This window comes from Bradyrhizobium sp. B039, assembly GCF_038965675.1.
Classification (GTDB): domain Bacteria; phylum Pseudomonadota; class Alphaproteobacteria; order Rhizobiales; family Xanthobacteraceae; genus Bradyrhizobium; species Bradyrhizobium diazoefficiens.
Map to the genome: position 1 here is coordinate 4,957,881 of NZ_CP152416.1, position 26,045 is coordinate 4,983,925.

The 26,045-nt window shown below is 66.1% G+C and carries 23 protein-coding genes; 5 read left to right on the forward strand and 18 right to left on the reverse strand.

Going from position 1 to position 26,045, the window contains the following annotated elements; translation table 11 throughout:
• Window positions 1-159: 159 nt before the first annotated feature.
• From rseP to AAFG50_RS23245, 14 genes are all read right to left on the reverse strand, one after another.
• Window positions 160-1,311 (reverse strand): RIP metalloprotease RseP, encoded by a 1,152-nt coding sequence (rseP, locus tag AAFG50_RS23180; protein WP_028171753.1) that lies wholly within the window; start codon window positions 1,309-1,311, stop codon window positions 160-162.
• A 44-nt stretch (window positions 1,312-1,355) separates the two neighbouring features.
• On the reverse strand, window positions 1,356-2,579 hold the full coding sequence (gene dxr, locus AAFG50_RS23185; protein ID WP_028171752.1) for a 1-deoxy-D-xylulose-5-phosphate reductoisomerase: 1,224 nt from the start codon (window positions 2,577-2,579) through the stop codon (window positions 1,356-1,358).
• 4 nt (window positions 2,580-2,583) lie between these two features.
• The gene (locus tag AAFG50_RS23190) at window positions 2,584-3,426 is read right to left on the reverse strand and encodes a phosphatidate cytidylyltransferase (protein WP_028171751.1); all 843 of its coding nucleotides are present in this window, start codon (window positions 3,424-3,426) and stop codon (window positions 2,584-2,586) included.
• Window positions 3,423-4,181 carry an isoprenyl transferase gene (locus AAFG50_RS23195; RefSeq protein WP_011087625.1) on the reverse strand — a complete coding sequence of 253 codons (759 nt, stop codon included), beginning with the start codon at window positions 4,179-4,181 and terminating at the stop codon, window positions 3,423-3,425. Before AAFG50_RS23195 ends, AAFG50_RS23190 begins: the two co-directional genes overlap by 4 nt.
• A 10-nt stretch (window positions 4,182-4,191) precedes the next feature.
• Window positions 4,192-4,755 (reverse strand): ribosome recycling factor, encoded by a 564-nt coding sequence (gene frr, locus AAFG50_RS23200; RefSeq protein WP_028171750.1) that lies wholly within the window; start codon window positions 4,753-4,755, stop codon window positions 4,192-4,194.
• 68 nt (window positions 4,756-4,823) lie between these two features.
• Window positions 4,824-5,540 (reverse strand): UMP kinase, encoded by a 717-nt coding sequence (gene pyrH, locus AAFG50_RS23205; protein ID WP_027545778.1) that lies wholly within the window; start codon window positions 5,538-5,540, stop codon window positions 4,824-4,826.
• Between the two features lie 61 nt (window positions 5,541-5,601).
• Entirely contained in the window at window positions 5,602-6,525 is a 924-nt protein-coding gene (tsf, locus tag AAFG50_RS23210) for a translation elongation factor Ts (protein ID WP_011087628.1), read from the reverse strand.
• Window positions 6,526-6,658: 133 nt separating this feature from the next.
• Complete coding sequence (locus tag AAFG50_RS23215; RefSeq protein WP_028171749.1) at window positions 6,659-7,654, reverse strand: 30S ribosomal protein S2; 996 nt, start codon at window positions 7,652-7,654, stop codon at window positions 6,659-6,661.
• 232 nt (window positions 7,655-7,886) lie between these two features.
• Window positions 7,887-10,394, reverse strand: coding sequence for a caspase family protein (locus AAFG50_RS23220; protein ID WP_028171748.1), 2,508 nt, complete (start codon window positions 10,392-10,394; stop codon window positions 7,887-7,889).
• A 242-nt stretch (window positions 10,395-10,636) separates the two neighbouring features.
• Window positions 10,637-11,377: a carbonic anhydrase gene (locus AAFG50_RS23225; protein ID WP_028171747.1), complete on the reverse strand. Its 741-nt coding sequence runs from the start codon at window positions 11,375-11,377 to the stop codon at window positions 10,637-10,639.
• A 59-nt stretch (window positions 11,378-11,436) separates the two neighbouring features.
• Window positions 11,437-11,877: a DUF2846 domain-containing protein gene (locus tag AAFG50_RS23230; RefSeq protein WP_231166491.1), complete on the reverse strand. Its 441-nt coding sequence runs from the start codon at window positions 11,875-11,877 to the stop codon at window positions 11,437-11,439.
• Window positions 11,878-12,085: 208 nt separating this feature from the next.
• Complete coding sequence (locus AAFG50_RS23235) at window positions 12,086-12,829, reverse strand: carbonic anhydrase (protein WP_011087633.1); 744 nt, start codon at window positions 12,827-12,829, stop codon at window positions 12,086-12,088.
• Window positions 12,830-12,943: 114 nt separating this feature from the next.
• Window positions 12,944-16,447 (reverse strand): DNA polymerase III subunit alpha, encoded by a 3,504-nt coding sequence (gene dnaE, locus AAFG50_RS23240; RefSeq protein ID WP_028171745.1) that lies wholly within the window; start codon window positions 16,445-16,447, stop codon window positions 12,944-12,946.
• A 506-nt stretch (window positions 16,448-16,953) separates the two neighbouring features.
• Window positions 16,954-17,676: an outer membrane beta-barrel protein gene (locus AAFG50_RS23245; protein WP_028171744.1), complete on the reverse strand. Its 723-nt coding sequence runs from the start codon at window positions 17,674-17,676 to the stop codon at window positions 16,954-16,956.
• Between the two features lie 255 nt (window positions 17,677-17,931).
• On the opposite strand from AAFG50_RS23245, the gene AAFG50_RS23250 reads away from it, so the two are divergent.
• Both AAFG50_RS23250 and AAFG50_RS23255 read left to right on the forward strand, forming a co-directional pair.
• The gene (locus AAFG50_RS23250; RefSeq protein WP_028171743.1) at window positions 17,932-18,240 is read left to right on the forward strand and encodes a DUF3551 domain-containing protein; all 309 of its coding nucleotides are present in this window, start codon (window positions 17,932-17,934) and stop codon (window positions 18,238-18,240) included.
• Window position 18,241: 1 nt separating this feature from the next.
• Entirely contained in the window at window positions 18,242-18,496 is a 255-nt protein-coding gene (locus AAFG50_RS23255; protein ID WP_028171742.1) for a DUF3551 domain-containing protein, read from the forward strand.
• A 499-nt stretch (window positions 18,497-18,995) separates the two neighbouring features.
• Here the strand turns inward: AAFG50_RS23255 and AAFG50_RS23260 are convergent, their stop codons facing one another.
• On the reverse strand, window positions 18,996-19,358 hold the full coding sequence (locus tag AAFG50_RS23260; RefSeq protein WP_162185838.1) for a hypothetical protein: 363 nt from the start codon (window positions 19,356-19,358) through the stop codon (window positions 18,996-18,998).
• A gap of 253 nt (window positions 19,359-19,611) precedes the next feature.
• Here AAFG50_RS23260 and AAFG50_RS23265 point away from each other — a divergent pair, with 253 nt between their 5' ends.
• Entirely contained in the window at window positions 19,612-20,949 is a 1,338-nt protein-coding gene (locus tag AAFG50_RS23265) for an MFS transporter (protein ID WP_049832401.1), read from the forward strand.
• 35 nt (window positions 20,950-20,984) lie between these two features.
• Here AAFG50_RS23265 and map read toward each other — a convergent pair whose 3' ends face one another.
• Window positions 20,985-21,734 (reverse strand): type I methionyl aminopeptidase, encoded by a 750-nt coding sequence (map, locus tag AAFG50_RS23270; protein ID WP_028171740.1) that lies wholly within the window; start codon window positions 21,732-21,734, stop codon window positions 20,985-20,987.
• A 218-nt stretch (window positions 21,735-21,952) separates the two neighbouring features.
• Between map and AAFG50_RS23275 the strand changes: the two genes are divergently transcribed.
• On the forward strand, window positions 21,953-23,209 hold the full coding sequence (locus AAFG50_RS23275; RefSeq protein WP_039184594.1) for a hypothetical protein: 1,257 nt from the start codon (window positions 21,953-21,955) through the stop codon (window positions 23,207-23,209).
• Between the two features lie 19 nt (window positions 23,210-23,228).
• On the opposite strand, the gene AAFG50_RS23280 is transcribed toward AAFG50_RS23275, so the two are convergent.
• Window positions 23,229-24,014 carry a helix-turn-helix domain-containing protein gene (locus AAFG50_RS23280; RefSeq protein ID WP_011087640.1) on the reverse strand — a complete coding sequence of 262 codons (786 nt, stop codon included), beginning with the start codon at window positions 24,012-24,014 and terminating at the stop codon, window positions 23,229-23,231.
• 109 nt (window positions 24,015-24,123) lie between these two features.
• On the opposite strand from AAFG50_RS23280, the gene AAFG50_RS23285 reads away from it, so the two are divergent.
• Window positions 24,124-25,203, forward strand: a complete 1,080-nt coding sequence (locus AAFG50_RS23285; protein ID WP_028171738.1) for a zinc-binding alcohol dehydrogenase family protein — start codon at window positions 24,124-24,126, stop codon at window positions 25,201-25,203.
• A gap of 131 nt (window positions 25,204-25,334) precedes the next feature.
• On the opposite strand, the gene AAFG50_RS23290 is transcribed toward AAFG50_RS23285, so the two are convergent.
• Window positions 25,335-26,039, reverse strand: coding sequence for an ABC transporter ATP-binding protein (locus tag AAFG50_RS23290; RefSeq protein WP_011087642.1), 705 nt, complete (start codon window positions 26,037-26,039; stop codon window positions 25,335-25,337).
• Window positions 26,040-26,045: the final 6 nt, after the last annotated feature.

Genomic DNA, 26,045 nt, shown 5'->3' on the forward strand with positions numbered 1-26,045 from the left:
TCATTCCGTGCCAGACCCAACCCCAACGCCGGTCCGGAGATTCCCCAAGTTCAGGCCGCTTGTAGCCAATTTCACCGACGCCGCAAACGGCCGAGCGCGCCGCAATTTCAATTTCATTCCAAGACGTTGCCTAACAGCAACGCCACAAAAAAGCCCCTATCAGGAAGCTGCCATCCGCAGGATGTCGTTGTAGGTCGCAAACACCATCAACATCAGCACCAAACCCAGCCCGATTCGGAACCCCATTTCCTGAGTCCGCTCGGACAGGGGCCGGCCGCGAACCACCTCCGCCGCATAGAACATAAGGTGACCGCCATCCAGCAGTGGGATCGGGAACAGGTTCAGCAGGCCGATCGACACCGACAGCACCGCGCAGAGGTTGATCACGAACTGGAACCCGGCGCTGGCCGCCTGCCCCGACATTTTCGCGATTCCAAGGACGCCGCTGACCTCGTTGGGATTGCCGTTTCCGACAAACAGCGAGCCCAGGAACTTGAAGGTACTGGTGATGATGAACCAGACCTGCTCGACCCCGATCTTGAGCGCCTCGCCGACCCCGACCGGTGCGGTCGAGGCCTCACCAGCCTGTGACTTGTGCTCGACGCCCAGCACGCCGAGGCGGTGGCTGTTGCCGAACGGATCCTTGCGCTCGAGCAGCGCCGGCGTCGCGCTCAGCGACACGATGGCGCCGTCGCGCTTCACCTGGAAGGCAAGCGCCGAACCGGCATTCATCGCCACGATCCGCTGCATGTCGGCAAAGCTCTCGATCGGCTTGCCGTCGATCTGGACGACGATGTCCCCGATCTTGAAGCCGGCCGCAGCCGCCGCGCCATCGGCGACGACGCCGTCGACGCGCGCGATCGTGCTCGGCTTGCCGTAATACAGGGCCATGCCGGCGAAGATCAGCGCGCCCAGAATGAAATTGGCGATCGGTCCGGCCGCGACGATGGCGGCGCGCGGGCCGACCTTCTTATGGTGGAAGCTGCCGGCGCGCTCCTCGGCCGTCATGGCCGCGAGCGTCTCGGCCGACGGCGTCGAAGCCTCGCTCTCGTCGCCGAAGAACTTGACGTAACCGCCGAGCGGGATCGCCGAGATCTTCCAGCGGGTGCCATGGCGGTCGTTGAAACCGACCAGCTCAGGCCCGAAGCCGAGCGAGAAGGTTAACACCCGAACGCCCGCCCAGCGCGCGACCAGAAAATGGCCGAGTTCATGGAAGAACACGACGATGGTCAGGACGAAGAGGAAGGGAACTGCGTAGCCGAGGAGCCCATGGCTCAACGTATTGAAACTATGGACAAAAAAGTCGATCATCGAATTCCCTCATCCAGCGCCGCAAGGCCCTGGCCCCGAACCATCTAGGATGCCTTTAAGGCAATTTGAGGCAATAGGGCGGCAGCTCTATTTCGAGCAACATGGTCAACAGAGATTGCATCGTCGGCGGACGTCAGAGGCGTCTGGTTCCCGCCGCGGATCCAGTCCTCCAACGTCGCCTCCACCAGCCGGGCAATCGCGCCGAACCGGATCTTGCCGGCGACGAAGGCGGCGACCGCGACCTCGTTGGCGGCATTGTACACTGTGGTCGCCCCCTTCCCGGTCCGGAGCGAATCGTAAGCCAGCCGTAGTCCGGGGAACCGCTCGAAATCGGGCGCCTCGAAGGTCAGCTGGCCGATCTTGGCCAGATCGAGCTTGGCCGCCGGTCCCTTGATGCGGTCGGGCCAGCCAAGGCAGTGGGCGATCGGGGTGCGCATGTCGGGAGAGCCGAGCTGGGCCACGACCGAACGGTCGGAGAACTCGACCATGCCGTGGATGATCGACTGCGGATGAACGAGAACGTCGATCTCGTCGGGCGAGAGCGCGAACAGATAGGAGGCCTCGATCACCTCGAGCCCCTTGTTCATCATCGAGGCGGAATCGATCGTGATCTTCTGGCCCATGCTCCAGTTCGGATGCTTCAGCGCCTGGGCGAGCGTCGCCTGCTCGATGTCGGCAGGCTTCCAGGTCCGGAACGGACCGCCGGATGCCGTGATGATGACACGGACCAGCTCGTCGCGATTACCGGAGCCGAGCGCCTGGAACAGCGCATTATGCTCGGAATCGGCTGGCAGGATGCAGGCGCCGGCCTTCGCCGCGCGCTGCATGAAGAAATCGCCGGCGCAGACGAGGCATTCCTTGTTGGCGAGCGCGACATGCGCGCCGCGATCGACCGCGGCGAGCGCCGGCTTCAGTCCGGCGGCGCCGCTCACGGCAGCCATCACCCAATCGGCCGGACGCGCGCCGGCTTCGATCACCGCGCTTTCGCCGGCGCCGCATTCGGTGCTCGTGCCCGCAAGCGCAGCCTTGAGCTCGGCGAACTTGGAGGTGTCGGCGATCGCCACGAAGCGCGCCGAAAACTCCTTCGCGAGCTTCGCCAGCGCTTCGACATTGCCGTTCGCCGTCAGCGCCTCGACACGGTAGCGTTCGGGAGAGGCGCGCAGCAGATCCATCGTGCTGTCGCCGATCGAGCCGGTGGCACCGAGAACCGTGACGCTGCGGACGGCAGACGCCGCAGCCTTATTGTTACGCAATGGGACCGCGCTCATATCCTCACCAAACCACAAGACCGCTTCCGGCGCTATGCACACCATGGCGGAGAAAGCCGATAATCCATGCCGCCAGGATGGCGGCGACAAAACCGTCCAGACGGTCCAGTAGACCGCCATGGCCGGGAATTAAGTGACTGGAATCCTTGACACCGAAGCGCCGCTTCACCGCGGATTCGAAGAGATCGCCGAGCTGCGAGACCACCGACAGGACGGCGCTGACGAGCAGCAGTGGAACCGCCTTCCCGAGCCCGCAAGCCGCAAAGCCGGCGGCGACCGCAAGGCTGGCGGCAAAGCCGCCGAGCGCGCCGGCCCAGGTCTTCTTCGGGCTCACGCGCGGCCACAGCTTCGGTCCGCCAATGCCGCGGCCGGCGAAATAGCCGCCAATGTCGGTCACCCACACCACGAGCAGCACGAACATCAGCGCGGCAAAGCCGTTCACGAGATCCTGCCGTACCAGGATCGAGGCCAGCAGCGCCGCCGATGCATAGGCGAATCCGGCGGCCGCCCAGACGAACTTGCCTCGCGCGATCAGCGTCACGATCGCCCCACCAACGAGGCCGGTGACGATTGCGGTCTTGAGCGCGCCGAAGGCGACGCAGGAGCCCATGATGGCGAGGACGATCGTTCCGGACGCGGTCAGCGCAACGGACCCCGCGCCCACCACCATCAGCCATTCCGCGAACAGCCCGATCGAGACCAGCGTGACGAGGAGCGCCCACAGCCAGCCGCCGGCATAAGCGAGCGCAATGGCAAGCGGCGCCAGCACCAGCGCTGCGAGGACCCGCATCACGAGATTGCTCGGGGCAGGCTTCGAGCCAGCCGGTACGGTCTCGGGTTCGCTCACGAGGCGGTTTTCGCGACCAGGCCGCCGAAACGGCGCTCGCGCCTGGCGAATTCGGCGATCGCGCCTTCCAGCGCCGCCTTATCGAAATCGGGCCAGTGGATCGGCACGAACACGAGCTCGCTATAGGCCGCCTGCCACATCAGGAAGTTGGACAGGCGCTGCTCGCCGCTGGTGCGGATGATGAGATCGGGATCGGGAATGTCGGGCGCATCGAGATGCGCCCCAAGCGTCTCGGCGTCGATCGTGGCAGGATCGCGCCTGCCCTCCGCGACCTCGCGCGCGAGCTTCTGTGCCGCCTTCGCGATCTCCTGCCGCGAGCCGTAGTTGAAGGCGACGACGAGCGTGAGACGCGAATTGTCGCGCGTCAGTTCCTCGGCCTCGTTGAGCAGCGCGCAGATGTCGCTCTCGAGCCCGTCGCGCTCGCCGATGATGCGGACCTTGACGCCGTCGCGATGCAGGCTCGCGAGATCGTTGCGGATGAACCGCCTGAGCAGGCCGAACAGATCGCCGATCTCGCTCGCCGGACGCGACCAGTTCTCCGACGAGAACGAGAAGATGGTGAGATAGCGGATGCCGAGCTCGTGCGAGGCGCGCACCACGCGGCGCAAGGCCTCCACGCCGCGGCGATGACCTTCGGCCCGCGGCAAACCGCGCGCGGCGGCCCAACGCCCGTTGCCATCCATGATGATGGCGACATGCGCAGGCGCGTCGGACCGATCGGGTCCTTCCGTTGCGGGCGCGGCGGCGTTGGACATGACGGCAGCCTCAGACGGTGAGGATTTCTTTTTCCTTGGCGGCCAGCAGCTGGTCGATCTCGGCGATCGTGCCGTCGGTCACCTTCTGGACCTCGTCGGCATGACGCTTCTGATCGTCCTCCGACATCTCGTGATTCTTCTCGAGCTTCTTCAGAACGTCGAGGCCGTCGCGGCGGACGTGACGCGCGGCGACCTTGGCGGCCTCCGCGTATTTGTGCGCGACCTTGACGAGCTCCTTGCGCCGCTCCTCGTTGAGCTCGGGGATGCGCAGGCGCAGCACCTGGCCCTCGGTCGCGGGCGACAGGCCGAGATTGGAATCGACGATCGCCTTCTCCACCGCCTTGACCATCGACTTGTCCCAGACCTGCACCGAGATCAGGCGCGGCTCGGGCACGCTGACGGTGGCGAGCTGGTTCAGCGGCATGTGGCTGCCATAGGCCTCGACCTGCACCGGATCGAGCATCGAGGCAGAGGCGCGGCCGGTGCGCAAGCCGCCGAGCTCGTGCTTGAGGGACTGGACGGCGCCTTGCATGCGGCGCTTTACTTCGTTGAGGTCGAAATTTCCCGTGGGCATCACGTTTCTCCTTCAAAATCCCGGCGACCTCACCGCGCCCCTCCCTTCAGGGCGCGCCAGATGAGCCGTCAGCCGGCGACGATGGTACCGTGGCCGATGCCACGCAGAATCGCACCGATCGACCCCGGCTCCGCGATCGAGAACACGATGATAGGCAGCGACGTCTCGCGGGCAAGCGCGAAGGCGGTCGCATCCATCACCTTGTAGCCGCCCTCGATCGCCTGCGAATGCGTCAGCCGGTCGAACCGCGTGGCGGTCGGATCCTTCTTCGGGTCGGCCGAGTAGACCCCGTCGACATTGGTCGCCTTCAGGACCGCCTGTGCGCCGATCTCGGCGGCGCGCAGCACCGCGGTCGTATCGGTGGTGAAGAACGGATTGCCGGTTCCGCCGCCGAGCAGCACGATCCGGCCCTCGGCGAGGTATTTGTGCGCCGCAGTCCGGGTGAACAGCTCGGAAATCTCGGGCATGACGAAGGCCGACAGCGTGCGCGCCGGCGTGCCCTTGCGCTCGATCGCCGCTTCCAGCGCGAGACAGTTCATCATGGTGGCGAGCATGCCCATGGTGTCGCCGGTCGGGCGCGAGACGCCGCGGGAGGACACCTCGACGCCGCGCACGATATTGCCGCCGCCGATCACGACCGCAACCTCGGTGCCGAGATGGCGGGCGGCGATCAGATCGTCCGCAACCCGATCGACGGTCGGCTGATCGATGCCAAAACCCTGCTGTCCCGCGAGATATTCGCCGGACAGCTTGATCACGACGCGACGATAGACCGGATCAGTCATGAGCACTTTTCCTTGTCCGGCCGCCGCTTCCGGCGGCACGCCGGAAGGAACGTTCCGGCGCTTACTTCTTGCCGCTGGCCGCAGCGACCTCGGCTGCGAAGTCGCTTTCCTGCTTCTCGATTCCCTCACCGAGAGCATAGCGCACAAAGCCCGCAATCTTCACAGCGCCGCCGACCTTGCCTTCGGCTTCCTTCACCGCCTGCGCCACCGACTTGCCGGTGTCGTGGATGAAGGCCTGCTCGAGCAGACAGACTTCCTTGTAGTAGGTCTTGAGGCCGGACTCGACGATCTTCTCGATCACGTTCTCCGGCTTGCCCTGCTGGCGATATTTGTCGGCGAGCACGTCCTTCTCGCGCTTGACGACCGCCGGATCGAGGCCGGACGGATCGAGCGCCAGCGGGTTGGCGGCGGCGACATGCATCGCGATCTGGCGGCCGAGCGCGGCAAGCTCGTCGGCCTTGCCCGGCGATTCCAGCGCCACGATCACGCCCATCTTGCCGGCACCGTCGATGACCGCACCGTGGACGTAGTGCGACACCACGCCCTGGCTCACTTCGAGCGAAGCTGCGCGGCGCAGCGTCATGTTCTCGCCGATGGTCGCGATCGCGTCATTGATCGCGGTTTCGATCGTGACGTCGCCGACCTTGGCGGCCTTGATCTTCTCGACATCGGCGCCGACGTCGAACGCAACCTGGGCGATCATCTTGACCAGGCCCTGGAACTGGCCGTTGCGCGCAACGAAGTCGGTCTCGGAGTTGACCTCGACCACGACGCCCTTGGTGCCCTTGGTGAGCGCGCCGATGAGGCCCTCGGCCGCGACGCGGCCCGACTTCTTGGCGGCCTTCGAAAGGCCCTTCTTGCGCAGCCAATCCTGCGCCGCTTCCATGTTGCCGTCGTTTTCGGTCAGTGCGGCCTTGCAGTCCATCATGCCCGCGCCGGTCGACTCGCGCAGGTCCTTGACCATCGCAGCTGTGATCGTTGCCATCGTTGAATATCCTTTGTGCCTGCCGGTTTGCCGCGGCGTGGCATCAAATTGCCCCGCCGCGGTCCATCTCAGGAATTCGCGTCAACTGAAATGGTGGCCGGAGTCTATCCGGCCAACCCATCGCTCTTTTTGACTATTCCGCTTCCGCGGTCAGCGCCTTGGCCTTGGCCACCCAGGCATCCGCACGGCTCGGCAGACCGACTTCTTCGCCGATCGTGTGCGCGGTGTCGTGATCGAGCTCGGCGAGCTGCCAGAAGTGGAAGATTCCGAGGTCGTTGAACTTCTTCTCGATCGCGCCCGACACGCCCGGGAGCTTCTTGAGGTCGTCGGCGGTGCCGCGGGGACCTGCAAGGCCCTGGAAGCCGCTCGAGGAGGCCGCCGGCAGCTCTTCGGCGAGCGGACGGGCCGAAGCACCGATGTCGATGCCCGAATCGCCCTGGGCGCGCGAGATGCCGTCGATCGCCGCACGCGCGATCAGGTCGCAATAGAGCGAGATCGCGCGGCCAGCGTCGTCATTGCCCGGCACCACATAGGTGATGCCCTTCGGGTCCGAATTGGTGTCGACGATCGCGGCGACCGGGATGTTGAGGCGCTGGGCCTCCTGGATCGCGATGTCTTCCTTGTTGGTGTCGATCACGAAGATCAGGTCGGGCAGACCGCCCATGTCCTTGATGCCGCCGAGCGAGCGGTCGAGCTTGTCGCGCTCGCGCTGAAGCGTCAGGCGCTCCTTCTTCGTGTACGAATTGGCTTCGCCGCCCGAGAGCACGTCGTCGAGGTGACGCAGGCGCTTGATCGAAGCCGAGATCGTCTTCCAGTTGGTCAGCGTGCCGCCGAGCCAGCGCGAGTTGACGAAATACTGCGCGCAGCGCTTGGCCGCGTCCGCAACGCCGTCCTGTGCCTGGCGCTTGGTGCCGACGAACAGGATGCGGCCGCCCTTGGCAACCGTGTCGCTGACGGCCTGGAGGGCGTGGTGCAGCATCGGCACGGTCTGGGCGAGATCGACGATGTGGATGTTGTTACGGGTGCCGAAAATGAACGGAGCCATTTTCGGATTCCAGCGGTGAGACTGGTGACCAAAGTGCACGCCAGCTTCCAAAAGCTGACGCATGGTGAAGTCGGGTAGCGCCATTGTTATAATTCTCCGGTTGGTTCCTCCGGAAGCGTGTGAGCAAAACGGAGCGTTGCGCCCCGGCTGCCACCGGACGGCCTTGTGAGCCATGCTTCCGTGTGAGATGGCGCGCTATATAGCGCGATTTCGGCCAGAAGCAAGGAAATAAGGGCCATTCGCGGGCGGTTTCGCCCGCGAATGGCCCCCCTTCCGTAAAGACCGCGCCAAGCTCTGGCGCTGGACTAGCGCTTGCCTAGCACTTGGGCTGGTTCGGCGGGCACTTCTTGGCCGCCGGCGGCGGGGCCGCTGGGCGGGGCGGAGGTGCCGCCGGACGCGGCGGAGGTGCAACGGCCACCCGAGGCGGCGGCGGGGGCGCCGGCCGGGCTACTGGCGGGGGCGGCGCGGGCCGAGCCATTGGCGGGGGCGCCGGACGCGCCACTGCCACCGGCGGAGCGGGGCGTGGCGGCGGAGGTGCAGCCATCCGTGGCGGCGGCGCCGACACGCGCGGCGCAGGTGGCGGCGTGGGCCGCGCCACGGCCTGGGGCCGCGGGGGCGGTGCTGCTGGCTTGGCCGCCTGCGGCGGGGCCGGCGGGTGAGCCTGCGGCCTGATCGGCTCGTGCACTGCTGACGGAGGCGGTACGACCGGTTTTCCCGCGGCAGCAGGCGGCGGGCCGGCCGGCTCACGGGTTGCGGACTTGGCACGGTCGGCAGGCCCGGCCCCGGGCGGGGTCTGCGCGACCGGGGGCTTGGGCGGTTGGCCGGGCACAACGGCCGGATTTGTCGTGGTGGGCGCACCGGTGGTCGGAGCGGCGGCCGTTGGCGCACCAAGATGGGGCGGCGGCGTTGTGCCGGGCGCAGCCGTGGTCGGCGCCCCCGGATGCGTCGGCAGGGTCGTGCCGGGTGCAGTTGCCGTCGACGGCAAGGGCTTTCCGCCCGGCAGAGTCCCTGCTGCCCCTGCCGGCGGCGCCGGCGGCCCACCATGGGAGCCCGGAACCGGCAGCGTGTTGGCGGCAGGCAACCTGGTCTGCGGCGCGACGTTCGGTGCTGTACCTGGGAGGCCACCAGGTAGCGCACTTGGTCGCGCATTTGGCGCGACATTGGCCGGCGTCCCGGGAGGTATCCCGGGCCTCGCCGTCGGCTGGACCGTCGCGCTCAGCGGCATCGGCGCCTTGCCCTGCTGGATCAGAGCCGCGCGCTGCGTAGCGGCTTGCGGCAACATCGGTGCTACCGGGTTGGCGCGGCCGGCAATCGCCGGCGTCAGATTGCCAGGCCCGGTCCCTCCTCCTCCCCCACCCGCCGGCGGCGGGGCGGGAGGCCGGTTGATCACGGTGTTGATGACCGTGGTGTTATGGATGTTGTTGAAGATGATGTTGTTCGGCGGCGGCGCGACATAGACCGGCGGCCTGACGAACACCGGGATCGGCACGAACATCGGCTGCGGCAACACGAACAGGCCGACCACAGGCAGCGGCGGCTCGAGCACGACGAAATCCGGCGGCGGCGGCGGCAGATAGTAGACCGGCGGCGGTGGTGGCGGCGCGAAGCCAAAATCGGGATCGCTGAAGTACAGCACGGGACGGTCGACATAGACCACCTCCTCCGGCGGCGGCGGCGGCACGTCATAGTCGATCATCGCGAAGCTCGGCGGCGGCTCGGCCGGCGCGGTGAGGATCGCGAGGCGACGGCGCGCATCGCCTGCATGCGGCCCGCGCGGATAGCGGCGCAGATACGACCAATAGGCTTCCGGCGTGTCGGTGCGATAAGTCCGCCGCCAGGTGATCGCCTCGCGGCGCGCCGCAACGATCGCCATCACGCGCTTGGACATCGGATCGGTCGGATAGGCCGCGAGAAATTCCTCATAGGCCGGCAGCGTGTCGCGCTCCAGCGCGGCGGCGTAGGCGTCTTGCACACCGAGATCGCGGATCGGCTTGTTGCGGATCGCGGCGACCTGGGCGGCCGAGGCCTCCGGCGGCGGCGCGTCGGGCCCGCGATCGAAGAATGAGAATGGCGCCGATATCTTCTGCTCGTTCCAGGGCACCTGCGCGCCCTTGGAGGCCTCGTTGACGCGCAGGCGGACGCGATCGAACACGTCAGGCAGCGGCAGGCCGCCGGTGCGGATCATCTCCGCCAGCGACTGCGCATAGATGCCGTAGGGCCCCGGCTCCTCCGGCGCCACCGTGCCGGGCGCGGCATTGAAGGCGATCAACATGTTCTGATCGGGCTCGACCAGCGCCAGCCCGCTCGCGATCGGCTGGCCGCCCTCGATGAAGGGCTGCGCCCGCGCCGCGTCGAGCACCACGATGTTGGCCTTGAGCGGAATGGCCGCAAGCTGGCGCGCATAGTCGCTGATGCGCAGGGCCTCGGTCGGGATGTCGGTGTCGCGGGTGATGTTGGAATCGACCGGGATGAAATAGTTCTCGCCGGCAAGCTGCACGCCGTAGCCGGCGAGATAGACCATCGCGACGGTGCCGGGGCCGGAGGCCTGCGCCTTCTGGATGAAATCGCGAAAGCTCTTGCGCAGCGTGTCGCCGTCGAGATCGCGCGCGCCGACGACGTCGAAGCCCGCCGCCTGCAGCGTCTGCGCGATCAGGCCGGCATCGTTCGCGGTCGTCGCCAGCGGCGACTTGGCATAGGCGCCGTTGCCGACCACGAGCGCGATTCGCTTTTCCTGCTGCTGCGCGCGCGCCGGCTCCAGCGCGCCCGCGGCAAGGAACAAGATCGGCAAGAGGAAACAGAGGAAGGCCTTGTGGGTCCCACGCATGGCTTGCTTGCCCGCTTTGTTGTTGAGCTGCCAACACGCATCAGACGCGCGGCTGGCTGAATGGCGCTTGAACGAAAGGCCCGGATTGAGGCGGCGGCATGACGCAGGCCGCCGCCGAAAGGCGCCTGTCGTCCAGGCGCCTTTCGTCAGGCCCACGTCAGCTTCTCGACCGCCCGGCAACCGCGTTGCGGCCGTCTTGCTCAGCCTTGCGCGATCGGTCCTGCTTGCTCAGCCTAGCGCGATCAGCCTTGTGCGATCAGATCGACCGTTCCCGTCGTGAGCCGATAGATGCCACCCATCACCTTCAGCTTGCCCTGCTCCACGGCCGCATTGAGGATCGGTGCGGCCGACTTCAGCTTGGCGACGTTGTCGATCACGTTCTGCCGGGTCGCCTTGTCGAGCACGTCCCCGCCCTGCTGCATCGCAGCCTTGGCGGCGGGCGCGATCGCATCGATCAGCGAGGGGATGTGGCCGGGCGGCGAGGTGTTGTCCTTGATCGCCTTCAGCGTCGCATCGACCGCGCCGCAGCTGTCATGGCCGAGCACGAGGATCAGCGGCGCGCCGAGCACGGCAACGGCATATTCCATGCTGGCGATGGTCTCGGTGCCGGCAAAATTTCCGGCGACGCGGCAGACGAACAGGTCGCCGCGGCCGGTGTCGAAGGCGTATTCAGGCGCGATGCGCGAGTCGGCGCAGCTCAGCACGGCCGCGAACGGGTTCTGGCCGCCGGCCAGCGCCTCGCGCTCATGCTTGAAATCGTGCCGCCGCGACACGCCTTCGACATAACGCGCATTGCCCTCCATCAGCCGCTTCAACGCCGCATCGGGCGCCAGCACATTCTGCGGCTTGGGCGGCGCCTTGGACCCCTTGGCGAAGGCTGTGCCGGCGAAGGCCAGGCCGATCGCGGAGACGGTGAAGTGGATGAGCGATCTCCGCGAAGGGCGGATGTGGACGCCGCGAACACTGCCGCAATTCTCGCACATGCCGTGCTCCTGCCCATCGAGCCGCCGTCGTTGATGCAGCGGCAATCGTGCCGCGCATCTTACTCGACGGCCTGCAATTCCGCGAGCTTCGTTCGCGCGGTCGCCTCATCCAGCGCAACGAGCTCGGCGGGCCCGGGATTGGCCTCGCCAGCCGTCGCGACGGAAACCACCGCAAGCCCGGCCAGCCCGCCAAGCACCGCCCCGCCCGTGGCGGCATCGTGCCTGGCACTGCTCTTGATGAGGTAGAAGTGCGTTCGGCCGGATTCCATCACGATCTCGCGCTTGGTGTCGCCGGGAAACATCAGCTCGGTCACCAGCACGTCGTGACGGCCGGCCGGACGATCGGCGTAGGCATATTTGCCGGCGAGCACCTTACCCATCGGCGCACCGTCGAGCTTCACCTCGCAGGCGCAAAACGCCATGCTGAGGCCGTTGCGCTTGTCCTGCAGGAACACCACGCGCGACTGCCCCGCGCGCGGAGGTCCGATCTTCTTTGACACGGATGCGAAGTCCGTTCCGACCTGATCGCTCACGCACCCCGCCAACATGACGCCAGCGGTCACCACCAACGCGCCCCATCGCAGCATCGCACACCCCAGTCCATTCCCCGGGTGTATGCTAGCCAAAATCAGCGCAGGGTTGCAACAACATCCGACGACCACTGCGTGGATCGCGCGGACAAGCCACCGGAAAGACGCGCCACCAACCTCAGCCTTGGGCCAGCAATTCGACGGTCCCTGTGCTCAGCCGATAGATGCCGCCGACCACCTTGAGCTTGCCCTGCTCGACTGCCGCATTGAGGATCGGCGCAGCCGATTTCAGCTTGGCCACGTTGTCGATGACATTCTGACGGATGGCATTGTCGAGCGCATTCCCGCTCTGCTGAGCAGCGGTCTTCACCGCCGGTGCGATCGCGGAGACCAGCGAAGGGATATGTCCCGGCAGCGGCTTGTCGTCCTTGAGCGACTTGATCGTCGCGTCGACGGCGCCGCAATTGTCGTGGCCGAGCACCAGGATCAGGGGCGTGCCGAGCACGGCGACGGTGTACTCCATGCTCGCAACGGTCTCATCGCCGGCAAAATTTCCGGCGACGCGGCACACGAACAGGTCTCCGCGTCCGCTGTCGAAGGCATATTCAGGCGCGATCCGCGAATCGGCGCAGCTCAGAACGGCAGCGTAGGGATTCTGACCGCCGACCAATGCCTCGCGCTCGTGCGCGAAGTCGTGACGGCGCGACACACCCGATACGTAGCGCGAATTGCCGTCCATCAGCCGTTTGAGCGCCGCATCGGGCGACAGCACGTTCTGAGGTTTCGGCGGCGCTTTCGCCTCCTTGGCCACCGCAGGCCCGCCAAACGCTGCCACCCCGAGCGCGGAGGCGGCGAAAAGCATCATCGAGCGTCGGGAGGGAGCAACCGATTGATGCAGATTTTCGGAGCATTTGTCACACATGATTCTTCTTCCTTGGTCTCGCGCCGGGAAACAACTGATAGCTGCGCGCGGCAGACTTCGAAACCAGGTGTGAACTTGATAGTTAAGCTTTGGTTTGCGGCGGCGCGTGCAACGTCAGAGCTGCTGGACGTCCACCACGCCCGCGACCGCCTTGATCGCGCCGGCGATCTGCGGCGAGACCTTGAAGCGGCCGGGCAGCTTCATCTCCACCTCGGTCTCAAGGTCGAGCATCATCACCAGCGAGACCTCGCCGTCGCCGTTGGAGCGCGGCGCAATCCCCGGGCTGCCGACCTTTGGCGCGGCGCCGTTCGAGGACGCCATCTCGGGGCCGGCGAGACGCTTGGCGATCGATTCCAGCGCCTTGGTGTCGCGCAGGAAGATGCGCAGGCCCTTCTGCGTCTTGGCCGCGGCATCGTCGAGCGGCTCGGCATGCAGCACGCGGGCGCGCACGTCTTCGCCCTGGAGCTCGGCGCCAAGCTGGAGCAGCACGGCCGCCCCCGGCTCGAGCACGTCGCGATATTGCGCAAGGCCTTCCGAGAACAGCACCGCCTCGAAGTGGCCCGTGGGATCGGAGAGCCCCATGATGCCCATCTTGTTGCCGGTCTTGGTGCGCCGCTCCATGCGCGAGACCACGGTGGCCGCGACCTTGCCGGCGGTGGCGCCGGTCTTCACCGCGCGCGAGAATTCCGCCCAGCTCTGCACCCGCAGGCGCTTCAGCACGGTGGCGTAATCGTCGAGCGGATGGCCGGACAGGAAGAAGCCGATCGCGTCGTATTCGCGGCGCAACCGCTCGGCCGGCAGCCACGCCTCGATCTGCGGCAGCATGATGGTCGGCGCGTCCGCCGACATGCCGAACATGTCGTTCTGGCCGATGGTCGCGGCCTCATGCGCGCGCTGGCAGGCGGCGAGGATCGCGTCCGCGCCGGCGAAGACGCGCGCGCGGTTCGGCTCCAGCGTGTCGAAGGCGCCGGCGGCGGCGAGACTCTCGATGATGCGCTTGTTGATCGCACGCGGATTGACCCGCGCGGCGAAGTCGGCGAGCGAGGTGAACAGCCCGTTCTTGGTGCGCTCCTCGATGATCTGGTCGATCGCCTGGATGCCGACGCCCTTGAGCGCGGCGAGCGCGTAGTAGATGGTCTTCTCTCCGACCTCGAAGGTCGCACCCGACCGGTTGATGTTCGGCGGCTCGACCTTGATGCCGAGGCGCTGCGCCTCGGAGCGGAATTCGGAGAGCTTGTCGGTGTTGTTGAGATCGAGCGTCATGGACGCTGCGATGAACTCCACCGGATAATGCGCCTTCATGTAGGCGGTGTGGTAGGACACCAGCGCGTAAGCCGCCGCGTGGCTCTTGTTGAAGCCGTAGTCGGCGAACTTCGCCAGCAGCTCGAAGATGGTCTCGGCCTGCCCCTTCGGCACGCCGTTCTTCACCGCGCCGGCGACGAAGATGTCGCGCTGCTTGTCCATCTCGGCGCGGATCTTCTTGCCCATGGCGCGGCGCAGCAGGTCGGCGTCGCCGAGCGAATAGCCCGACATCACCTGCGCGATCTGCATCACCTGTTCCTGGTAGATGATGACGCCGAAGGTCTCCTTCAGGATCGGCTCCAGCACGGGATGCAGATATTCCGGCTCCTCGTCGCCGTGCTTGCGCGAGCAATAGGTCGGGATGTTCGCCATCGGGCCGGGGCGGTAGAGCGCCACCAGCGCGATGATGTCCTCGAAACGGTCGGGCCGCATGTCGACCAGCGCGCGCCGCATGCCCTGGCTTTCAACCTGGAACACGCCGACCACCTCGCCGCGCGCCAGCATCTGGTAGCTTTCGGCATCGTCGATCGGCAGCGTCGCGAGATCGACATGGATGTCGCGCGGCTTGAGCAGCTTGCACGCGACGTCGAGCACGGTCAGCGTCTTCAGGCCGAGGAAGTCGAACTTGACGAGGCCCGCCGGCTCGACCCATTTCATGTTGAACTGGGTCACCGGCATGTCGGATTTGGGATCGCGGTAGAGCGGCACGAGCTCGCTCAGGGGGCGATCGCCGATCACGATGCCGGCGGCATGCGTCGAGGCGTGGCGCGTCAGGCCTTCGAGACGCTGGGCGATGTCGAAGGCGCGCGCCACCACCGGATCCTCGTCGCGGAACGCCTGGAGCTTCGGCTCGCTCTCGATCGCGGCGGCCAGCGTCACCGGCGCGGCCGGATTCTGCGGCACCAGTTTCGTCAGCTTGTCGACCTGGCCGTAAGGCATTTGCAGCACGCGGCCGACGTCGCGCAGCACGCCGCGCGCCTGCAGCGTACCGAAGGTGATGATCTGCGCGACCTGGTCGCGGCCGTAGCGCTGCTGCACGTACTGGATCACCTCGCCGCGGCGGTCCTGGCAGAAGTCGATGTCGAAGTCCGGCATCGAGACGCGTTCCGGGTTGAGGAAGCGCTCGAACAGCAGGCCGAACTTGATCGGGTCGAGATCGGTGATGGTCAGCGCCCAGGCGACCAGCGAGCCTGCGCCGGAGCCGCGGCCCGGTCCGACCGGAATGCCTTGCGACTTCGCCCATTTGATGAAGTCGGACACGATCAGGAAGTAGCCCGCGTACTTCATGCGCATGATGACGTCGAGCTCGAACGCCAGGCGCTTGCTGTAGTCCTCTTCCGTGGTGCCCTGCGACAGGCCGTGCACGCGCAGGCGGTTGGCGAGCCCCTCCTCCGCCTGCCGCTTCAACTCGGCGGCCTCGACCGCGGCGGCATCGGAGCTTGCGGCGGCGCCGACCGTGAAGAACGGCAGGATCGGCTTGCGCGTCATCGGGCGGAACGAGCAGCGCTCGGCGATCTCGACCGTCGAGGCCAGCGCCTCCGGAATGTCGGCGAACAGCACCGCCATCTCGGCGCGGGTCTTGAAGCGGTGATCCGGCGTGAGCTGCACGCGATCGCTCTCGGCGATCAGTCGGCCGCCGGCGATACACAAAAGCGCATCGTGCGCCTCGTAATCGTCGGTCGCCGCGAAATATGGCTCGTTGGTCGCAACCAGCGGCAGCCCCTTGGCATAGGCGATGTCGATCAGGCCGCTTTCGACGCGCCGCTCCTTGTCGATGTTGTGGCGCTGCAACTCGATGTAGAGCCGGTCGCCGAACAGCGTGGCGAGACGCTCGCAGCGCGTCGCCGCGAGTTCGGCCATACCGCCGGCAAGCGCCAGCGAGATCGGCCCGTCAGGGCCGCCGGTGAGCGCAATCAGCCCCTCGGTCTCGCCGTCGAACCAGTCGAACTTGATGAACGGGGCATGGCTGTCGGGCGTCTCCAGGAACGCCCGCGAATTCAGCCGCATCAGGCTGCGATAGCCGCGCTCCTGCGCCGCCAGCAGCACCACGCGCGAGGGGCCAATGGCGTTGCGCGCGGTCGGATCCTGGTCGCCGAAGTCGATCGCGAGCTCGCAGCCGACGATCGGCTGAATGCCGGAGCCCGCCATCTTGTCGGAGAACTCCAGTGCACCGAACAGATTGTCGGTGTCGGTCAGCGCCAGGGCCGGCTGATGGTCCTTCTTGGCGAGCTCGGCGAGCTTGCCGATCTTGATCGAGCCCTTGAGCAGCGAATAGGCCGAGTGAACGTGAAGGTGGACAAATCCGGCGCTCGGCATGGTCGCGTGACGGCCTCTTGCAGATGGGATGGAACGGTCGCCGGCCCCAAGGGAATGCTGAGGGGATCATGGCGTATCCTGCACCCACCTCCCAGCCGCCTTTGCCGACTCGCCGCCCAATGGTGGGGCGTCGCCGCCGCGGAGTCCACGCCAGAGCGGCCGATCGGCCGCGTCGTCCCGCTTTTCCCCAGGCGCGCCGAGGAGTTCCCGGCAACGGTTGTCCAAACCCTGGACCTAGAGCTGCGGAATCACCTGCGCCCAGATTGCGATCATCCCGACGAACAGGGTGATCGATGCCAGTGCGGCGGCTTCTTCCACGAAAATCCTGAACATGGCCTGCTCCCTTGCTGGAACGTATGAAGAACATTGTTCTCATTTCGTTCTCGGGAGTCAAGCCGTCCGAACCGTCCCAAAAAGGAATGGTTAACTCGCTGACTTCAAACAACAAAAAAGCCCCGGCCGATGGCCGGGGCTTTCGACAACCGCTCGAAGATGAGCGATTGGTATCAGTAGCGGCCGATGATCGGGCCACCGAACTTGTAGTTCAGGCGGACGAGGCCCATGTCGACGTCCTGACGGATGCGGTCGGTACCCGCGAGACCCGCGAAGGTGACGTCCTTGTCCTGCAGGAAGATGTGGTTGTACTCGACGCCAACCGACCAGTTCGGGGCGAAACCGTACTCGAGGCCGGCACCCACCGTGCCACCCCAACGGGTCTGGTCGTTCGACGACAGCAGCGCGCCCGAGGCCGTGCTGAAGACTTCGTACTTGGTGCCGGCCACAGCCGCACCGCCCTTGACGTAGATAAGCACGTTGTTCCAGGCATAGCCGACCTGACCGGTGATCAGACCGAACGAGTCGATCTTCGATCGGTTGCGAGTCGCGAACAGCGCGCTGACGTTGTCGCCCGAGAAGTCGGCCCAGTTGCCCTGGCCTTCCACGCCGAACACCCACTGGCCGGACTGCCAGCGATAGCCGATCTGGCCACCGACCGTGCCGCCAGTCGCATCGTGCGAACCTTCACGGCCACCGCCGACCAGATCCCAGGTCGAGTGCGCCGAACCGCCGCCGCCGTTGATGCCGATGTAGAAGCCGCTCCAGTCGTAGATCGCGGCGACCATCGCAGGCGCCTTGGTGTACGGCCGAGCCGCGAGATCAGCAGCCACCGCCGGTGCAGCCGCGCTCAGTGCGACGAGGCTCACAGCGGCCAGCAACAAATTCTTCTTCATTTGAATCCCGTTCCAGTTTTCTTCAGTAGGCCCCCGGGCCGTGGGCATGGTCATAACAGTGATCGGCGGAATTGCTGTAACCGCGACGCAACAGTTCGCTCCAAAGGGCCGCGCTTCATTAATGAAGATTTATCGGCGCGCGCTGGAAACCCTTTGAAACAAGAGTTTTCAGCAATTTCAATGTCGACTACACGAGATACACTGCGTACGCGCGTAACATCGTCGCGCGCACATTCGCGTGATTGGAGATTCGAGATGCGTGCATTATTCACCCTCCCCATTTTCGCCACATTTTCGCTCGCAATCGCCACATTCACGCTTGCGTTCATCGCGAGCACACCGGCGCGCGCGTTCGGAACCAGTCATGCGTTCTGCCTGACCGGCGATGAATGGCCGGGGCTGAGCAATTGCAGGTTCGACACCTACGCGCAGTGTCAGGCGAGCGCATCGGGCCGCGCGCTGACCTGTATCGCGAACCCGTATTTCGCCGGCCAGAGCGATGATCTCTACGCCTACCAGAATCGCCCCCGCGGGTTGACGCCGGGCTATTCCTGGCCGCGTTGAGATGCGCCGCGCGTGCCTCACGCTCGTTGCGATCAGCACGCTCCTCATGAGCGGACCTGCGCGCGCGCAGACCTATGATCCGAGCTATCCCGTCTGCATGCAGATCTACGGCCCCGTCGGCTATTTCGACTGCCGCTACACCTCGCTCCAGCAGTGCCAATATCTCGCCGTCGGCCGCTCCGCGACATGCGTCGTGAACCCGTATTTCCCGCAGGAGCGGCCGAGGAGCCCTCGGAAGTCGAGGCGCGCCGATTAGGGCACGAGCTCACAACACCTGCCCCATCCATCGTTTCATCCCCCTGCCCTGGAGCTCAGGGCTATCGCATACGGATTTCACGAGGATCGTCCGGGCTTACTTCGCCTCTCCCGCTTGCGGGAGAGGCCGACGCGCCCCGGGCGATGCGAAGCATCGTCCCGAGCGCGGCGGGTGAGGGCTCTCACCACGCAGGGACATCCTCCGTAATCCTCAACAATCCCGCCGCGGAGACACCCCACCCCAGCCCTCCCCCGCAAGCGGGAGAGGGAGCCGAGTGCGGATGCCGCCGCATCGTTCACACGACATGCGATTGCCCTGCCCTGGAGCTGGACGTTCCGTTGCAGCCCGGCGCGGGTCTCGAACGATCTATTGCCACGGCGGCGCACCTGGCGCGGGCGCGATCTCGATCGCGCCCGCCTCACCGCGCTGCGCGATGCCATCACATTGCGACAGAGCTGCGTCGTCCAACACGCGATGTGGTTCGCGCGCGGCGCACCAATTATCCCATGCCGAGGTCTCGATCCTGGCGAGCGCGAGCAGATCGCGCGCGAGGTTGACCCGCGCAATGAACAGGCCGGTCGTCGTTCCGTGGCCAAGCTGCGCAGGATCGATGGCGCCGGTCCGGGATCATCAGAAGTTGCTCCAGGCGCCGGGCCACGGGCAGCGTATCACGGCTTTGACCGGCGAAGGCCGTGGGATTCGATCCTTGCCTCTCGATCCATGCTTCGTGGATCAGCAGGCCGTGCAAGGCGCGGCACACAATTGCAACATCCGCCGGCAGGTCGCTGATCAACGCGGCGTAAGGACCGGGATCGATGAGTGCGCGATGGCTGGCGTAGCTTGACGTCGCGGGTTCAGTCATCGGGGCATTCCGGCAAGGATGCGCAAATCCTCTCAGCCTCCTGTTCCCGCACAACGACGTGACCTGCGTGCCTGATGACCGTATGTGCGCGAGCAGTGGCACACCCAAATCGGGACACTGATATGCGGCCAGCCTTGCATCGCGTCTCCGGTGTTGACGCAGACCGCTCTCGGTTTAAGTACGACAGACAAATCTTGCAGGGGTGGCGACGTTCGCTGGGCTGGTTCCCGTTGACGCCACCAATGCAGGACACATGTCGATATCGCCTCAAGCGACCTCGCCCCGCGCGACCGCGGCCTCCGCGCCCCCTCACCTCGCCATCGTCCTGTTTTCGCTCGCGATGGGCGGCTTTGCGATCGGAACCACCGAATTCGCATCGATGAGCCTGCTACCGTTCTTCGCCGCCGACCTTCGGGTCGACGAGCCGACCGCGGGACACGCGATCAGTGCCTACGCGCTCGGCGTGGTGCTGGGCGCACCGCTGATCGCCGTGCTTGGCGCGCGCTTCGCCCGGCGCACGCAGCTCCTGGTCCTGATGGCCGTGTTCGCGCTCGGCAATGCGCTCACCTCGCTTGCGCCGGGGTTTGGCTGGATGATCGCGGCCCGTTTTCTTGCAGGGCTGCCGCATGGCGCCTATTTCGGCATCGCCGCGCTGGTCGCAGCCTCGCTCGTTCCTCAACATCGCCGCTCGCGGGCGATCGGCCAGGTGATGCTCGGCCTGACTGGCGCCACGATCATCGGCGTGCCCTTGGCCAACCTGGTCGGCCAGACGGTCGGCTGGCGCGCCAGCTTCGGCCTCGTGTCGCTGCTGGCCGTGCTCACGGTCCTGCTTTGCGCCCTGTTCGCTCCGCGCGACCAGGCCGGCAGGTCGAACCCGCTGCGAGAGCTCGGCGCCCTCAGAAGCGGCCGCGTCTGGATCACGCTGGCGATCGGCGCCATCGGCTTCGGTGGCATGTTCGCCGTCTACACCTACCTCGCAACGACATTGATCGAGGTCACCAAGGTCAGCCCCGCGGTGATTCCGTTCTTTCTCGCCGTGTTCGGCGTCGGCGCCACGCTCGGCAATCTGTTCGTGCCGCGCTTCGCGGACCACGCCTTGATGCCGACGGCGGGCGTCATTCTCTTGTTCTCGGCGGTCGCGCTGCTGGTGTTTCCGCTTGCGGCCGGCAATCCCTGGCTGCTGGCGATCGACATCTTCGCGATCGGCGCCGGTGTCTCGCTCGGCGCCATCCTCCAGACCCGGTTGATGGACGTCGCGGGCGACGCGCAGGCGCTCGCCGCCGCGCTGAACCATTCGGCGTTCAACACCGCCAATGCGCTCGGCCCGTTCCTCGGCGGCCTTGCCATTCGCGAGGGGCTGGGCTGGACCTCCACCGGGCCCGTCGGCGCTGCGCTCGCGCTTCTCGGCTTCCTGATCTGGATTGTCGCCTGGCGCGACGCCAGGTCTACGCCGGTCAGGGTCACCTCAGGACCCGACGCTGCTCCGCTGAAGAACGCTGCCGCAAGACCGTCGCCACCGCTGGCGCCGGATGACCAGCCGTTCGGCTTCTCACAGGGATCCGGTGGCATGACGTTATCTCTAGCCGGGTGACGCATGAGACGTCTCCGGCTCTGGCCTGGGCGGACTTAACCGGCCATCGTAACGATCAAAGGTCCATGTCGGGTGGCGACAACGGTGTGCTCGTACTGCACGGTTGGCGCCTCGGGACTGCTGTAGAGCGTCCACGGATCATCACCATTCTCCGCCCACTCGGCGGCAAAGGACAGGAATGGCTCGACGGTGAACACCAGGCCGTCGCTCATGATGCGACGTTCGGAAGAGTCAGGCCATGTTGCGATCTCTGTCGGCTCCTCATGGAGCGACAAGCCGACACCGTGACTGGCAAGGTTCCTGACAAGGCTGTAGCCGTTCTTCCGCGCAAAGGTTCCGATGGCTTGGCCGATGCCGGCGATCGGCTTGCCAGCCCCGACCTGCCGCAGGCCCGTCCACATGGCCCGCCGGCCATCCCTGCAAAGACGTTCGATCGCGCGGGTTACGGGCGGGACGGCGAACGAGGCTCCCGTATCCGCGAAGAGGCCGTTCTTCTCCGCTGAAACGTCGATGTTGACGAGGTCGCCACGCGCGATCCGTCGGTCACCGGGGATGCCATGAGCGATCTCCTCGTTCACGCTGATGCAGGTCGCCCCCGGGAAGGCATAGGCCAGCTCCGGAGCCGAACGCGCGCCGGCTGTCTCCAGGTATCTTCGTCCGATCTGGTCCAGCTCGGAGGTGGTCATGCCCGGTTCGAGCGCCTTCCCCATCGCCTCAAGGGTATTGGCGACGATGCGCCCGATCTCTTTCAGGCGCGTGAGGTCGTTGTCATCGGAGATTGTCATCTTGGGCGCTCTCGAAAGCCCGGACATAGCGCTTGCGAACTCGACTTGCAAACGTGCGAGCCCCGCGCGAATTCGTAGACCTCGCATGCGGAGCCGGATGAGGTTGCGTTCGTGGACGCAGAATAATCGGCGCTCCGACACGCCACCAAAGGTTGTGATCGCACCGATCTTCGGATAGCTTTCGCGTCTGTTTTCGCCGCGTGTGGTCCCGTCAGTTCATGCTCGCCCGTATTCTGCTCCTCGTAACCTTGCTGTCGATCCAGGGCGCTTTGCGTGCAGAAGGAACGCCGGCCGAGAAGGCCGGATTTGCATCCAGGCTGACGATCTATCTCGCCAAGGGAGCGCCCGACGCGTGCGGGCCGGGTTGCGACCGCTGGATTGCCATCGAGGGCCAGATCGATCAGGACGCCGCGCCGCGCATTCGCCGCTTCCTCGCCGGCGTCAAGGAGACGCAGCTTCCGATCTACCTTCATTCGCCCGGCGGCAACGTGGAGCAGTCCTACGTGATCGGGCGGTTGCTGCGCAGCCGCAAGGCAGTCGCCCGGGTTGGTCACACCACCGCGACCGCGTGCTCAGCGGGCACGCAGGTGGACGCCACCTGCCTGAAGGTGAAGAACGCGGGCGGCGAGGTCGAGGCCGAGCTCACCACGCGCAATGCGATGTGCAACTCGGCCTGCGGTTACCTGTTTCTCGGGGCGACATCCCGCGAGGTGGCGCCCGACGCGGCGCTGGCGGTCCATAACTCCAGGCTGGTCCTGCGCTTTCGTGGGGATCCGCCCCCGCAGGTGGTCGCCGAGGCGAGGCAGCGCCGCATGGCGAGCGCCGATCGCGACCGCACTGCGTTCATCGCGTCGATGGGGATCAGCCGTGAGCTCGACGCCCTCATCCGGACCGTGAAGTACGAGAACCTGCACGTGCTGACGCGCGCCGAGCTCTATCGTTTCGGAATCGACACCCGACCGCTTGCCGAGTCGATGTGGAAGCTGGAGAAGGAAGCGCGCCCGTTTGTCCGCAAGATCGCGGTCTTGAAGAAGGAGAACGGCGCTTCGTTCCGGATGATGGAGTGGCGCCTGTCTTGCGAAAGCAGGAAACGCGTGCCGCTGACGTTCGCGGGAGAAATCGACGAAGCAGCCACCGGCAAGAGCACGATCCTGGTGACGGCGGACGCCGGCACGGACAGGGAGGTCGGAGGGGCTCCGCTACGTTCCGGCAAGGTCGAGATCTGGCGCGGCAGCATCGACCCCGACATGGTCAAGGCGATCCTGGCGTCCCGCTCCCTGCATGTCCGCGAAACCATTTCGATGCCGGACGACAAGACGGACATGACGAAATTCGACATCGACTTGACGGGCCTGGCGTCGGTGTGGACACAGCTCAAATCATCCTGCGCTCTGTCGACGCTCAACCCGATAAGCCCTTGGCCAGCCACGCTGCCGAACGCCGGCACGACGCCTCCGGCCACGCCGTCGCCGTGAGCTCAGGCCTCGCGATGCATCAGCCTCTGCCCGTCACCGGCGTGTAGATCACGAGCTTCAGTGCGGGATCGTCATTGGCCTGGAAGCTGGTGTGCTCGAAATGCAGCACGCCGAGGGTCGGATGCGACATGGTCTTGAGGCCCGACGACGTGCTGCGGATCTCGTGGGCTTCCCACCATTTGACGAATTCCGGGCTGCCCTGCCGCAGCCGCGTCAGCAGTTCGGCGAACGCGGGATCGCCGGCCCAGACGTCGTGGGTGGCCCGGAACATCGCCACCATGCGCTTGGCCACGTCCGCCCAGCCCGCGCCGTAAGCCTTTCGCGTCTGCTTGTTGGTCATCACGAGGAGCAGCGTGTTGCGATCCTCCTCAGGCAATCGCCCAAACGCAAACACCTGCTCCGCGGCGGCGTTCCAGGCCAGCACGTCCCAGCGCCGTCCGACAATGTAAGCCGGCTGATTCAGGCTCTCGATCATCCGCAGGATCGGCGGCGGCACGATTTCGCGCGTGAAGGCGCGCTTGTCGCCGTCGCGCGCCAGCGCCTTCAGATGCGCATGCTCGGTCTTGCTGAGCCGTAGCGCGCGGGCCAGCGCGTCGACGGTGGTCACCGACGGGCTGACGGTGCGGCCCTGTTCGAGGCGAATGTACCAGTCCACACCGATGCCGGCGAGCTGGGCGACCTCCTCGCGGCGCAGGCCCGCGGTGCGCCGCCGCCTTCCCGCCGGGAGCCCGACGGTTTTCGGCGACAGCTTTTCGCGGCGGGACCTCAGGAAATCGCCGAATTCGACGCGGCGTGGGTCGGCCATGGTGTCGCTCCCGCGATGGAGGGTCTAAAGGATACTAGGATAATACCAGGCCTTCTTGTCCCCTCCAAGGCGGCGCATATGAGTTTCACCCCACTTTGAGGTGAACATCATGAAAGCCGCCGTACTCAAATCCTTCGGAACGCCGCTGGTGATCGAGAATGCCCCCGAACCGGTGCTCGGCACCGGCGAGGTCATCGTCGACGTCGTCGCCACGCGCGTGCTGTCCTACATGAACGAAGTCTTCAGCGGCGAACGCAACTATGCACTCGATTTGCCGATCATCCCGGGCCCGGGCGGCATCGGCCGGGTGCGCGCGATCGGCCCGGACGCAACGAAGCTCAAGATCGGCGACTGGGTGTTCTGCGACCCGACGGTGCGTTCGCGCGACGACGCGATCGCGCCCGACATCGCCCTGCAGGGATTAACGGCCGCCGGCGCCGGCGGCATGCTTCTGCAAAAGCATTTTCGCCATGGCTCGTTTGCCGAGCGGATGCGGGTGCCGACCGAGAACGTCAAACGCCTTGGCGCGATCACGTCCGAGGAAGCCGCACAATGGTGCGCGCTGGGGACACTGCTGGTGCCCTATGGCGGCCTCCTCGCCGCCAACCTGCAAGCAGGCGAAACCGTGCTGGTGAGTGGCGCCACCGGCAATTTCGGCAGCGCCGCCGTCTCTGTCGCGCTCGCAATGGGCGCAGCCTGCGTGGTCACGCCCGGGCGCAACGAGACGATTCTGGCCGACCTCGTCCGCCGTTTCGGCAGCCGTGTGAAGCCGGTCAAGCTCACAGGTAACGAGGACGACGACCGCGAGGCGATGAAGCGCGCCGCGACGGGGCCGATCGACTGCGTGTTTGACATCATGCCGCCCTCGGTGAGTCCGACTGTGGTGCGCGCGGCGGTCATGACGGTGCGCGCCTATGGCCGCGTCGTGCTGATGGGCGGCGTCGGCATGGCCGGCGGCGCGGGCCTCGAGCTGCCCTACCCCTGGATCATGCGCAACTGCATCACCATCCACGGCGTCTGGATGTACCCGCCGGATGCGGCCAGCCGCCTGATCGCGCTGGTGCGATCAGGACTCCTGCGGCTTGACGAGTACAAGACGACGGCGTTCGACCTCGATCACGTCAATGAGGCGGTGGCACACGCCGCGGCCAATGGCGGGCCGTTCAAATTGACGGTGATCTGGCCATAGAGCGCCATACACCGGGGCGATGCGCCGTCGCTGCCGTTTTGCTTGACCTGTCAAAGGGCTGCAAGGCGTCACCCCGATCGTAGCCGGCCAGGGCCGGCTACTGTGCATGGGGTTGTTTTCGCAGTTTTTTGTTATTCGAGCTCGACCACCTGGCCGTCCGACAGCGAGACCCGCCGGTCCATGCGGCCGGCGAGCTCCATGTTGTGGGTCGCGATCAGCATCGAGACCCGCGTCGCCTTGACGAGCTGCATCAGGGCCTGGAACACGTGGTCCGCCGTGTGCGGATCGAGGTTGCCGGTCGGCTCGTCCGCAAACAGCACGCGCGGCGCATTCGCCACCGCGCGCGCAATCGCGACGCGCTGCTGCTCGCCGCCCGACAGCTCCGCCGGGCGGTGGGTGATGCGGTCGCCGAGGCCGAGATAGCCCAGGATCTCCTTGGCGCGCTTGACACTCTCGGACTTCTTCAGGCCGCGGATCATCTGCGGCAGCATCACGTTCTCCAGCGCCGAGAACTCCGGCAGCAGCCGGTGCGACTGGTAGACGAAGCCGATGTCGGTGCGGCGAAGCTGCGTGCGCTCGATGTCGGGCAGTTGCGAGGTCGGCGCGCCATTGACGTAGACCTCGCCGGAATCGGGGGCCTCCAGCAGCCCCGCGATGTGCAGCAGCGTCGACTTGCCCGAGCCCGACGGCGCCACCAGCGCGACCGACTGTCCGGCCCACAGCGCAAGCTTGGCGCCGTCCAGGATCGTCAGCGGTACCTCGCCCTGCAAGTACTGCCGCTTTATCTCGTGGAGATAAATGACCGGGACATCCTCAGCCCCCTGTTGCTGCTCCATCAGCCC

Coding starts and splice junctions, on each gene's coding strand:
- rseP (WP_028171753.1), bottom strand. CDS start 1,311: ATGATCGACTTTTTTGTCCATAGTTTCAATACGTTGAGCCATGGGCTC.
- dxr (WP_028171752.1), bottom strand. CDS start 2,579: ATGAGCGCGGTCCCATTGCGTAACAATAAGGCTGCGGCGTCTGCCGTC.
- AAFG50_RS23195 (WP_011087625.1), bottom strand. CDS start 4,181: ATGTCCAACGCCGCCGCGCCCGCAACGGAAGGACCCGATCGGTCCGAC.
- frr (WP_028171750.1), bottom strand. CDS start 4,755: ATGCCCACGGGAAATTTCGACCTCAACGAAGTAAAGCGCCGCATGCAA.
- pyrH (WP_027545778.1), bottom strand. CDS start 5,540: ATGACTGATCCGGTCTATCGTCGCGTCGTGATCAAGCTGTCCGGCGAA.
- tsf (WP_011087628.1), bottom strand. CDS start 6,525: ATGGCAACGATCACAGCTGCGATGGTCAAGGACCTGCGCGAGTCGACC.
- AAFG50_RS23215 (WP_028171749.1), bottom strand. CDS start 7,654: ATGGCGCTACCCGACTTCACCATGCGTCAGCTTTTGGAAGCTGGCGTG.
- AAFG50_RS23220 (WP_028171748.1), bottom strand. CDS start 10,394: ATGCGTGGGACCCACAAGGCCTTCCTCTGTTTCCTCTTGCCGATCTTG.
- AAFG50_RS23225 (WP_028171747.1), bottom strand. CDS start 11,377: ATGTGCGAGAATTGCGGCAGTGTTCGCGGCGTCCACATCCGCCCTTCG.
- AAFG50_RS23235 (WP_011087633.1), bottom strand. CDS start 12,829: ATGTGTGACAAATGCTCCGAAAATCTGCATCAATCGGTTGCTCCCTCC.
- dnaE (WP_028171745.1), bottom strand. CDS start 16,447: ATGCCGAGCGCCGGATTTGTCCACCTTCACGTTCACTCGGCCTATTCG.
- AAFG50_RS23245 (WP_028171744.1), bottom strand. CDS start 17,676: ATGAAGAAGAATTTGTTGCTGGCCGCTGTGAGCCTCGTCGCACTGAGC.
- AAFG50_RS23250 (WP_028171743.1), top strand. CDS start 17,932: ATGCGTGCATTATTCACCCTCCCCATTTTCGCCACATTTTCGCTCGCA.
- AAFG50_RS23255 (WP_028171742.1), top strand. CDS start 18,242: ATGCGCCGCGCGTGCCTCACGCTCGTTGCGATCAGCACGCTCCTCATG.
- AAFG50_RS23260 (WP_162185838.1), bottom strand. CDS start 19,358: ATGACTGAACCCGCGACGTCAAGCTACGCCAGCCATCGCGCACTCATC.
- AAFG50_RS23265 (WP_049832401.1), top strand. CDS start 19,612: ATGTCGATATCGCCTCAAGCGACCTCGCCCCGCGCGACCGCGGCCTCC.
- map (WP_028171740.1), bottom strand. CDS start 21,734: ATGACAATCTCCGATGACAACGACCTCACGCGCCTGAAAGAGATCGGG.
- AAFG50_RS23275 (WP_039184594.1), top strand. CDS start 21,953: ATGCTCGCCCGTATTCTGCTCCTCGTAACCTTGCTGTCGATCCAGGGC.
- AAFG50_RS23280 (WP_011087640.1), bottom strand. CDS start 24,014: ATGGCCGACCCACGCCGCGTCGAATTCGGCGATTTCCTGAGGTCCCGC.
- AAFG50_RS23285 (WP_028171738.1), top strand. CDS start 24,124: ATGAAAGCCGCCGTACTCAAATCCTTCGGAACGCCGCTGGTGATCGAG.
- AAFG50_RS23290 (WP_011087642.1), bottom strand. CDS start 26,039: ATGGAGCAGCAACAGGGGGCTGAGGATGTCCCGGTCATTTATCTCCAC.